We start from the raw sequence: 10,148 nt of genomic DNA, 5'->3' as shown, positions 1-10,148 counted from the left end.
TGGACGTAACCACCCAGATCCGGGGGTGTCCCACCATGGTGCTGCGACCCTTATCCGCATCGGAACGAACTGATGCCTTGAACAAGGCGGCGGCAGCCAGGGCAACACGGGCGGCGGCGAAGGAAAGCCTCAAGAACGGTGCGCGGTCCGCAGCCGACATCATCAATTCCGCCGTGGAGGACGAAGCCATGGCGCGGATGAAGGTTTCGGAGCTGTTGGAGGCGCTGCCGGGCGTTGGCAAAGTCCGGGCCGCCGCCATCATGAAGCAGCTGGGTATTGCGGCCTCCCGCAGGCTCCGCGGCCTGGGCGTCCACCAGCGCCGGGCGCTGGTAGATTTTATAGACGAAAACTAGCGCGGATACCTCCTCGCTTTCCCCGAACTCCGGCACAAAAGGAATACGTGAGTAAAAAACCTGGACTGACAGTCCTCGCTGGTCCGACGGCTGTTGGCAAAGGCACCGTGTCCACCTTCATCCGGGACAACTACCCCGAGGTCTGGCTTTCCGTATCAGCCACCACCCGCGCACCCAGGCCGGGCGAAATCGACGGCGTCCACTACTTCTTTAAGGCCAAGGAGGACTTCGAGCGGCTCGTCGCCGAAGGCGAGTTCCTCGAGTGGGCGGTAGTGCACGGCCAGAACACCTACGGAACGCTGAAAAGCACCGTGAACCAGGCCATAGCCGAAGGCCGATCGGTGCTGCTGGAGATTGACCTGCAGGGCGCGCGCCAAGTCAAGGCTGCCGTTCCGGACGCCCAGTTTGTCTTCCTCGCGCCGCCGAGCTGGGACGAAATGGTCCGCCGGCTGGTGGGCCGCGGCACGGAAACACCCGAGGAACAGCAGCGCCGGCTGGAAACCGCTAAACTGGAGCTTGCTGCTGAACCGGAGTTCGACCACACCGTCATCAATGACGACGTTCGCCGGGCAGCGGACGAGCTAGTTTCACTCATGGGGCTGACCCCGCATCCGCACGGAACGCCGGAACGGTCAGCCCGCTAGAATTTTGGAGAATTCGTGTCCACGAACCTTGAAGGCATCATCAACCCGCCGATCGACTCGCTGCTCGAAGCAGCAGATTCCAAGTACGGCCTGGTGATCTTTGGTGCCAAGCGTGCTCGTCAGATCAACGCTTACTACGCCCAGCTGCACGAGGGCCTGTTCGAATACGTCGGCCCGCTGGTAGACACCAAGCTGAACGAAAAGTCGCTCTCGATCGCCCTGCGCGAGATCAACGAAGGCAAGCTGGTTTCCACGCCGATCGAAGCTGCAGAGTAATACCTGCCGCCTGACGTGCTGTTGACGGAGGTCACGTGCGCATAGTCCTCGGAGTCGGGGGAGGGATAGCCGCCTACAAGGTGGCATCCCTCCTCCGGCTTTTTACTGAAGCCGGCCATCACGTCACAGTGATACCCACGGAGGCGGCCACCCGCTTCGTTGGCACCGCCACGTGGGAGGCGCTGTCCGGAAATCCGGTCAGCAACAGCGTTTTCGACGACGTCCACCAGGTCAATCACGTCCGCCTGGGCCACGAGGCCGATCTGGTGGTCATCGCCCCTGCCACCGCTGACCTTCTGGCCAAGGCAGCCACGGGACAAGCCGGGGACCTCCTCACCAACACCCTGCTGATGGCGCACGGCCCTGTGCTGTTCGCGCCGGCAATGCACACCGAGATGTGGCAGCACGCCGCCACCCAGGCCAACGTGGAAACACTGCGGAGCCGCGGAGCTGCCGTCCTCGAACCGGCAACCGGCAGGCTGACGGGTTCTGATTCCGGTCCGGGCAGGCTGCCCGAGCCCGAGGTGATTTTCGACGCCGCCATGGCCCTGGTCCAGGGTGAGACGGACTACCAGCTGCCGCTGGCAGGACGAACCGTCACCATCAGCGCAGGCGGAACCCGCGAACCACTGGACCCGGTACGGTTCCTGGGCAACAGGTCGTCCGGCAAGCAGGGAGTGGCGCTTGCCGTCGCCGCCCGGAACGCCGGCGCGACCGTCCGCCTGCTCGCAGCGCATATGGAAGTTCCCGCGCCGGCCGGCGTGGAAGTGGTGCCCGTGGAGACTGCCCTGCAGCTGCGGGAGGCTGCGCTGGCAGCCGCGGCCGGTTCCGACGTCGTCATTATGTCTGCCGCAGTGGCAGACTTCCGCCCCGCCGAGGTCTCGGACACCAAAATCAAAAAGCGCGATGACAGCGCCGACCCGGTCATCACGCTGGTCCGCAACCCGGACATCCTGCATGAACTGGTGGAACTGCGGAACAGTGCCGGCCACGGAAAGAGGCAGCAGCTGATCGTTGGCTTCGCTGCCGAAACCGGCGACAGCGACGGCGACGTACTGGCCTACGGCGAAGCAAAGCTGGAGCGCAAAGGCTGCGACTTGCTGGTGGTTAACCATGTGGGCGCAGACAAGGTCTTCGGGCAGGACACCAATTCCGTCGTCATCCTCTCCCGGTCCGGTGCCGAACCACAGGAGGCGGCCGGAACCAAAACGGAAGTTTCGGCTGCCATCATCAGCCGGATCGGCTTTGAACTGAACCACGTATCGCCCCGCGCCTGAAGTGTTCCAGGCCACGTTCGCTTAGTACAGGGACATCTGCTGACGTCTCCTGCGGGGAGGACGGATCCCAACCAGTAAGGTAGTTGAGTGACTTTACCGCTGCATCTTCCCCAATCCCACGCGGCCACACCCTCCGCGCTCCGGCTCTTCACCTCCGAATCGGTCACCGAAGGCCACCCGGACAAGATCTGCGACCAGATCAGTGACGCCATCCTTGACGCCCTGCTGGACAAGGACCCGGAATCACGCGTCGCTGTGGAGACCATGGCCACCACCGGCCTGGTCCACGTGGCCGGTGAGGTCACCACTGACGCCTACGTCGAAATCCCGCAGATCGTGCGCGAGACCATCCTGGGCATCGGCTACGATTCCTCGGCCAACGGATTCGACGGCGCCCGCTGCGGCGTCTCAGTGTCCATCGGCCAGCAGTCCAACGACATCGCCGGCGGAGTCTTCAACTCCCTTGAGGCCCGCGAAGGACGCCAGGAGGACGACTACGACCTCCAGGGCGCCGGGGACCAGGGTCTGATGTTCGGCTACGCGAGTGACGAAACCCCCTCCTACATGCCGACGCCGATCTGGCTGGCGCACCGCCTCTCGGAGCGGCTTACCGAGGTGCGCAAGTCGGGGGAGTTGCCCTACCTCCGCCCCGACGGGAAGACCCAGGTGACCGTCGGCTATGACAAGGACCTGCCGGTCTCCGTCGAAACCGTGGTTATCTCCAGCCAGCATGCCGAAGGGGCAAGCCTGGAACAGCTCCGCGCGGACCTCGCCGCCATCGTTATTGAGCCGGTGTTGGCAGTCGCCAACCTGGACATTTCCCGCGCCGCGAACATCCTGAACCCGGCCGGCGAGTTTGTCATCGGCGGCCCCGTCGGGGACGCTGGCCTGACCGGCCGGAAGATCATCGTTGATACTTACGGCGGCATGGCCCGCCACGGTGGCGGCGCGTTCTCCGGCAAGGACCCGTCCAAGGTGGACCGCTCCGCCGCCTATGCCATGCGGTGGGTCGCCAAAAACGTTGTTGCTGCCGGCCTGGCGAAGCGTGCGGAGATCCAGATCGCCTACGCCATCGGCCAGGCTCGCCCCGTGGGCACGTACGTTGAGACGTTCGGTACCGAAACGGTTGACCCGGCCCGCATCAGCGCTGCCATCGCCGAAATCTTCGACCTTCGCCCCCGCGCCATCATCGACGCCCTGGATCTGAAGCGGCCCATCTACGCCAAGACGGCCGCCCACGGCCACTTCGGCCGGGATGATCCGGACTTCACCTGGGAGCGCCTGGACCGTGTGGACGACCTGAAGGCGTTCTTCAACGCCTAAGTGGGCGGCGCCCGGTTCCTGCAGAAATGCCGGTTCCGGCCAAAATGCCGATAGTGGATGGAATGTCGGTGCCCGGTGGTTTATTTGCCAGTCCACCCGGTGATGCTGAACGGAGGTAGCCGAAGTGGTTGTTGACGATTCCGCACAGCCTTTACTGGATTTACCGGCAGCGGTGCAGCCGTCCCTCCTGCAGGGCTTCCCTTCACGCAAACTGCAAGACGGCCCCCAGTTCGCGGACCACCTCCCGGTGGCCAGGGTTTTCGTGGAATCCTCCTTGCCCCACCTGGACCGGCCGTTCGATTACGGTGTTCCTGCCGCCCTCGATCAGGCTGCGCTGCCCGGCGTCAGGGTCAAGGTGAAGTTCAACGGCCAGGATCTCGGCGGGTTCATTATGGAACGGGTGGCGGAGTCCGACGCCGGACACACCCTGTTGCCGCTGGCGAAAGTTGTTTCCGCGGTTCCCGTCCTGACGCCGGAGGTCCGCGACCTGGTCACCGCCGTCGCCGCCCGTTACGCGGGCACCGTCAGCGACGTCCTCCGGGTTGCCGTTCCCCCGCGGGTTGCGCGGCTGGAAAAGACGTATCCGCCTTCCGCGGAACTCGGGGCGGACAGTGCAACTGAACCCGCGCGTGACACAGCGGACGATGCCTGGGCAAGCTACCGGAACGGTCCCGCCTTCCTGCGGCACCTGAAGGACGGCGGCTCGCCACGGGCGGTGTTGAACCCTCTCACGGGTTATGGCTCCTCCGGGTGGCCGCAGCTGTTGGCCCAGGCAGTCGCCGCCGCCTACGCCTCCGGCCGGGGAGCCGTAGTGGTGGTGCCGGACAACCGTGACCTGGACCGGCTTGAAGAGGCGGTGGTGGCTCTCCTGCCGGACCAGGCCGTAGCCCGCCTGACGGCGGAGGACGGGCCCACACCCCGCTACCAGAACTTCCTGCGACTCCTGGCCGGAACCGCCCGCATCGCCATTGGGACCCGGTCCGCCGCCTACGCCCCCGTAAAGGACCTGGGGCTCGTGGTGTGCTGGGACGACGGCGACGACCTCCACATCGAGCAGCGCGCGCCCTATGCCCACGCCCGCGAAGTCCTGCTCCTGCGCGCCGAACAGGCACGGGCTGCCTGCCTTCTGGCCGGGCATGCCCGCAGCACGGAGGTCCAACGGCTCGTCGAGGCAGGCTGGGCCCTGCCTGTCGAGGCCGACCGCACGGTGGTCCGCCGCACCGTCCCGCGCGTGGTGAATACGGCGGACAGCTTCGAGCAGGAGCGGGATCCGCTGGCCATGATTGCACGCCTTCCGGGCGCTGCGTGGCGGGCGGCCAAGGAAGGCCTGGAACGGGGGCCGGTCCTGGTCCAGGTGGCCCGCGCCGGCTACGCGCCGTCGCTGGTGTGTGACAGCTGCCGGGAGCCGGCCCGCTGCGGTGCCTGCCAGGGTCCCTTAGCCGTGGCCGGGGCCAGCGGAACCTCTGCACTGCCCCAATGCCGGTGGTGCTCCACCCCCGCACCGGACTGGCACTGCACGCACTGCAACGGCCGTAAGCTCCGCAGGGGCTCAACAGGCGTGATCCGCACGGCCGAGGAATTGGGCCGGGCCTTCCCAGGTAAAACCGTCATCACTTCCTCGGGCGACCAGGTCAAGGCGCACGTAACCAGCGGCAAGGCCCTGGTGGTGGCTACGGTGGGAGCCGAGCCAATAGCAGAAGGGGGATATGCCGCCGCTTTGCTGCTGGACGGTGATTCCCTGCTGCGCCGGGAGACGCTGCGGGCGGGCGAAGATACCGTGCGTCGCTGGTTCAACGCCGCGTCCCTGGTGCGGCCTGCCGGGGAGGGAGGCCTTGTGGTGGTGACCGCAACGGACACCGGCGCAGTGGGCGCGCTGCTGAGATGGGATCCGGCAGGCTACGCCCAGCGTGAGCTCTCCCTCCGGACGGAGCTGCAGCTTCCTCCGGCGCTGCGCATTGCCTCAGTGACCGGCCCCCGGGACGCCGTCCAGCATTTCTCAGGAGCAGTGTCAGCGCAACTGGAACAATCCGGCGTCCTCCTTCGCATTGCAGGCCCTGCGCCCCTTATTCTCAGCGGCCCGCCCTCCACCCGCCGCTCGGCGGAGGATGTCCGGAACCTCCTGTTCTTCCCTTACGGCCAGGCCGCGGCGGTGACTCGGGTCCTGCGCGCAACCCGCGCCGCGACGGCCGCAAAGCGGAGCGCGGAACCGGTGCAGGTGCGCCTGGACGGCGTGGACGTACTATAGCGGAGCCTGCGTGCTGCTTCGCTCCGCGGCACTGCGCTTATCCGCCGCGTCGCTGGTTCGATTTGCCGCGGCGCCGGGCCACGATGTCGTGGGCCACGTCCACCAGCTGGCGGGCCGACTCATCCCAGTTGAACTCCCCGGCACGGTCAACAGAACGCCGTGAGGTTTCCTCCCACCGCTCCCGGTCCTGCAGCTTCTTTACTGCTTCCGCGAACTGTCGGGGCGAGGCCGGATCAACGTAGCTGGCTGCATCGCCGCCCACTTCCCGAAAAATGGGGATGTCGCTGGCGATGACCGGCGTGCCCAGCGCCATGGCCTCGACGAGCGGCAGGCCGTAGCCTTCCGCACGCGAAAGGGTCACCAACGCGGTGGCGGTTTTCAGGAACGCCGCGTACTCCTCGTCCGTGACGCCGCTATGGAAGACCACTTGGGCGCCGGGAGGAACGAGCTTCTCCAGTTCGGCGCGCCGCTGCGGGGTGACCCGGCTGAGCAGGTGAAGGGTGAAGCCGGGCAAGTCAGCCATGCCGGCCACCATGGTTTCGACGTTTTTGTACGGCATGAATGAGCCCATGTATACGAGGGAAGGTTCGGCGCCGGCTTCCGGGACGCGGGGCTCCTGGGCCGGCTGCGGCGCATTGCTGATGATCCGGACGGGCCGACTCGTGAGCCGGTACTTGGCCATCAGGGCCTCGGTGGTCCGGCTGATGGTGGCCACGACGTCGGCCCGGTTGAGGAGGAAGCGCTGCGGCCAGTACGCCTTGTGGTACAGGCGCCAGAGCAGCCGCACGGGGGCGGGCAGGAATCCCGGGGGTGCTGAGTGCTCGTAATAGATGAGGTCGTGCAGGGTCAGGACCAGACCGTACTTGCGGCCCCAGGTACCCATCGTCTGCATCGGGCAGACCACCACATCCGCGCCCAGCGGATTGATCCGGCGGGCAACAAACAGTTCCGCGGGGGAGAGGGGGCTGTTGATCAGCGTGTATGGCACGTCCGGCAGCAGGGCGAGCTGGCGGATGTCGGAGATCAGCATTGAAACATCAGCGATCTTCGAAGTGGCCGCGATCAGGCTGGCGCCGTAGCGGCTGATGCCGTCGTGGTGGTCGGTCCTGGTGAAACGGGCGTCGATGAAAATCTTCACGCGGTGTGGTCCTTCAGGAAGCTGCGGATGTAGCGGGCCGCCGGTTCCGGCGTCTCGTAATGGATCAAGTGGCCAACGCCCGGAATGACCTGGAGTTCGCTGTGGGGCAGCAGCGCGTCGAGCCGGTGCTGGTCCGGCAGCATGGCAATTTCGTCCTTCTCACCTGCGATCAGCAGCACCGGAAGGGTCAGGCTGCCGGCGACCTCGGCAACGTGGCTGCTGACGGAGGCGGTGAACGACTCGAGGAGGCTGTCCCGGTTGGCAAACGCACTGAAATACGCGTGGTGCTGGCCGTGGATGAAGCGCCGGAGGTCCCGGTCGCCCGTCTTGGCCATGGCTTCGCTCATCACCCGGACAATCGCAGGGCTGCGCAGCAGGGCAAGCCCAAGCGGGCGGGGCAGGCGGGCGGCAAGCCGGTAATAGAGCACCGCCAGCCTGGTCATCACGCCTTTGGGACCTTCCAGCGCGGGGGCGGCGATGGGGTTGATGAGGATCAGGGGATTCACGACGCCGGGATGGGCGGCCACGAAATGCGCGGCAATGATTGACCCGAACGAATGCCCCAGCAGGACAGTGTCCGGTCCCAGTCCGAGGGCCCCCATAAACTCCGTGATGAACGCGCCGTAACCCGGCACCGTGTGTCCACCGGGCCCGAAAGCGTCTGAGCTGCCGAAGCCAGGCAGGTCCGGCATGATGATCCTCATCTCCGGAAGCTGGTCCGCTACCCGGAGGAGCCCGTGGTGGTCGCCGCGGAACCCGTGGATCACCAGGATGGTCCGGGTTTCAGGGGTTGCCTGCACGGGCTCGTAGGTCCAGAAGGCCACCTTTCCGCCTGCGAGCTGCACCGAAGCGGCTCGGGTGCGGCCCGCCAGGTCCGGACTGAAGAAGGCGGGCGCGGGGGGCTGCCCCGGGGGTGTGGTTTTCATTCAGGTCCTAATTGACGTTGTCCGGGTGGGATCCGGTGCGCTGTCCCCGGTCCAGCCCGGCGAGCGCATCCATGTCCCTGGCTGAGAGCTCAAAGCCGAAAACGTCCAGGTTCTCCCGGATGCGCGCCTCGGAGCTTGCCTTGGGGATGGCAATGTTTCCCAGTTGTATGTGCCAGCGGAGAACGACCTGTGCCGGAGTCCTCCCGTGTTCGGCGGCGCAGGCCTGGACCACGGGGTCGGCCAGCACGTGTCCGCGGCCCAGGGGGCTCCATGCTTCTGTCCTGATCCCGAGGTCGTCGTGGATCTTCCGCAGCTCCTGCTGCTGGAGCCAGGGGTGCAGCTCGATCTGGTTGACTGCAGGTGTTACTTCTGCCGTCTTCAGCAGCCGGTCAAGGTGTGCGGGCTGGAAGTTGCTGACACCGATGGCCCGCACCTTTCCCTCCTGGTAGAGCGTCTCCATGGCCCGGTAGGTTTCGGCAAACAGCCCGCGCCGGGGGCAGGGCCAATGGATGAGGTACATGTCCACGTAGTCCAGGCCGAGGTTGACCATTGAGGTGTCGAAAGCGCGCAGGGTGGCGTCGTAGCCATGGTGGTCGTTCCATACCTTGGTGGTAACAAAGATGTCCTCCCGGGCGGGTGCCGGGAAAAGTTCACCGGAACCGCCGTTGCCCGGCTGGGTACCGAGCTGGGAACTGATGCCGCGCGCCAACCCCGTCTCGTTGCCGTACATGGCAGCGGTGTCGAAGTGGCGGTACCCGGAACCGAGAGCCATGGCAACAAGTCCGGCCGCATCGGATGACGGCACCTTGTACAGGCCGTAGCCCAGTTGGTCGATCAGCACGCCGTTGTTCAGGCTCAGCCGCGGGGAGATCCTCATAGCCATGACTCTACCTACTCGCCACAGCCAGCCCCTCCAGGCCCACCAAGCGCCGGGCGGTGGCCTCGTCGAGGATCAGGTCCGTCGCCAGGCGTGCCGCCAGTGCGCCCTTGAGCCCGTTGATCTTGGAGACACCGGAAACCACGCAGATCCTGCGCCGGACCTGCCGAAGTTCGGCGAGGGCCGGGCCGGTGGACCGTTCATTGAGGACGATCCCGTCTGAGGAGCCGTCGGCGCGGAAGAATACGGTTGCAACGTCGCCCACGACGTCGGAGGTCGCCAGGGTGCTGAGGTCGCCCTCGTCCAGATATCCGCCGGCGTAGACGTGGCTGGGGTAATCGGCATCCACTGATCCGACGCCGAAGATGGCAATGCTCATCTTCGCCTGGAGTTCTAGGATGCGCTGCACGCTGCGTTCATTCCACATGGCAGTCTTGGTGGCGGCATGGTCGAAAAAGGCGGGGACCGGGAACTGTTCCACGCGCGCACCGTAGGCACTGCCGAAGCGGCGCATGATGTCGCTCGCGTAGGTAATGCCCGTCGTGTGCATATTGCCGGCGCCGTTCAACTGCACCACCACGCTGTCGTGGGTAATCTTCCTCGTCAGGTGCCTGCTGACGGCGCTGAGGGTGGAACCCCAGGCGACGCCGATGATCGCGTTGGAATCGACCAGCGGGCCGATGGTGCGTGCCGCCTGCATCGCCACCCGGTCCAGGGTTTCAGCCTCATTGAGTGTTTCCACCACTGGCACAACATGGGCGTCAACCCCGTACCGGCGGCGGATCAGGCCCTCCAACTCCGGTCCGGTGTCCAGGGGGTTGCGGATTTGGACCTGGACCAGGCCAGAGTCCCGGGCCGAGGACAACAGGCGCGAAACCGTCGAACGGGACGTCCGGAGCTCGCGGGCGATGGCGTCCATGGTGAGGTCCTGCAGGTAATACATTTGTGCAGCCCGAAGGGCATCTGCGTGCCGGGAAGGGTCCACGGGAACTCCGTTCTGCACGTTTGTGCATATCGCTTGACTCCATTTTCCATTACTCCAAACAATAGTTGAGAACGGTGGATCACTTAGCTGTGTCCGCGCCACAC

At 65.7% G+C, this 10,148-nt stretch carries 10 protein-coding genes; 6 read left to right on the top strand and 4 right to left on the bottom strand.

The annotated features are described in order from the left end of the window. The first annotated feature begins 35 nt into the window (after positions 1 to 35). The 6 genes from mihF (at position 36) to CXQ88_RS12735 (ending at position 6,118) form a co-directional block, all read left to right on the top strand. On the top strand, positions 36 to 353 hold the full coding sequence (mihF, locus tag CXQ88_RS12760) for an integration host factor, actinobacterial type (RefSeq protein ID WP_104044531.1): 318 nt from the start codon (positions 36 to 38) through the stop codon (positions 351 to 353). Positions 354 to 400: 47 nt separating this feature from the next. Further along, complete coding sequence (gene gmk, locus CXQ88_RS12755; protein ID WP_104044530.1) at positions 401 to 997, top strand: guanylate kinase; 597 nt, start codon at positions 401 to 403, stop codon at positions 995 to 997. A 15-nt stretch (positions 998 to 1,012) separates the two neighbouring features. Further along, a complete protein-coding gene (rpoZ, locus tag CXQ88_RS12750; protein WP_003800778.1) occupies positions 1,013 to 1,273 on the top strand; it encodes a DNA-directed RNA polymerase subunit omega in 261 nt (86 codons plus the stop codon). 35 nt (positions 1,274 to 1,308) lie between these two features. Next, the gene (gene coaBC / locus CXQ88_RS12745) at positions 1,309 to 2,550 is read left to right on the top strand and encodes a bifunctional phosphopantothenoylcysteine decarboxylase/phosphopantothenate--cysteine ligase CoaBC (protein WP_104044529.1); all 1,242 of its coding nucleotides are present in this window, start codon (positions 1,309 to 1,311) and stop codon (positions 2,548 to 2,550) included. An 87-nt stretch (positions 2,551 to 2,637) separates the two neighbouring features. After that, entirely contained in the window at positions 2,638 to 3,873 is a 1,236-nt protein-coding gene (gene metK / locus CXQ88_RS12740; protein WP_104044528.1) for a methionine adenosyltransferase, read from the top strand. Between the two features lie 124 nt (positions 3,874 to 3,997). Continuing rightward, positions 3,998 to 6,118, top strand: a complete 2,121-nt coding sequence (locus CXQ88_RS12735; protein WP_258061850.1) for a primosomal protein N' — start codon at positions 3,998 to 4,000, stop codon at positions 6,116 to 6,118. 37 nt (positions 6,119 to 6,155) lie between these two features. Here CXQ88_RS12735 and CXQ88_RS12730 read toward each other — a convergent pair whose 3' ends face one another. The 4 genes from CXQ88_RS12730 to CXQ88_RS12715 are packed head-to-tail and all read right to left on the bottom strand — an operon-like array spanning position 6,156 to position 10,002. Beyond that, entirely contained in the window at positions 6,156 to 7,256 is a 1,101-nt protein-coding gene (locus CXQ88_RS12730; RefSeq protein ID WP_104044527.1) for a glycosyltransferase family 4 protein, read from the bottom strand. Next, positions 7,253 to 8,182, bottom strand: a complete 930-nt coding sequence (locus CXQ88_RS12725; RefSeq protein ID WP_104044526.1) for an alpha/beta fold hydrolase — start codon at positions 8,180 to 8,182, stop codon at positions 7,253 to 7,255. Before CXQ88_RS12725 ends, CXQ88_RS12730 begins: the two co-directional genes overlap by 4 nt. Before the next feature lie 7 nt (positions 8,183 to 8,189). Beyond that, positions 8,190 to 9,059 (bottom strand): aldo/keto reductase, encoded by an 870-nt coding sequence (locus CXQ88_RS12720; RefSeq protein WP_104044525.1) that lies wholly within the window; start codon positions 9,057 to 9,059, stop codon positions 8,190 to 8,192. A 10-nt stretch (positions 9,060 to 9,069) separates the two neighbouring features. Next, on the bottom strand, positions 9,070 to 10,002 hold the full coding sequence (locus tag CXQ88_RS12715) for a sugar-binding transcriptional regulator (RefSeq protein WP_373637766.1): 933 nt from the start codon (positions 10,000 to 10,002) through the stop codon (positions 9,070 to 9,072). Between the last annotated feature and the right edge of the window lie 146 nt (positions 10,003 to 10,148).

The sequence above is a fragment of the Arthrobacter sp. ZGTC412 genome (assembly GCF_002929215.1).
Classification (GTDB): domain Bacteria; phylum Actinomycetota; class Actinomycetes; order Actinomycetales; family Micrococcaceae; genus Arthrobacter.
The sequence above is the reverse complement of the archived record's forward strand: the minus strand, read 5'-3'. Positions and strand labels throughout refer to the sequence as shown.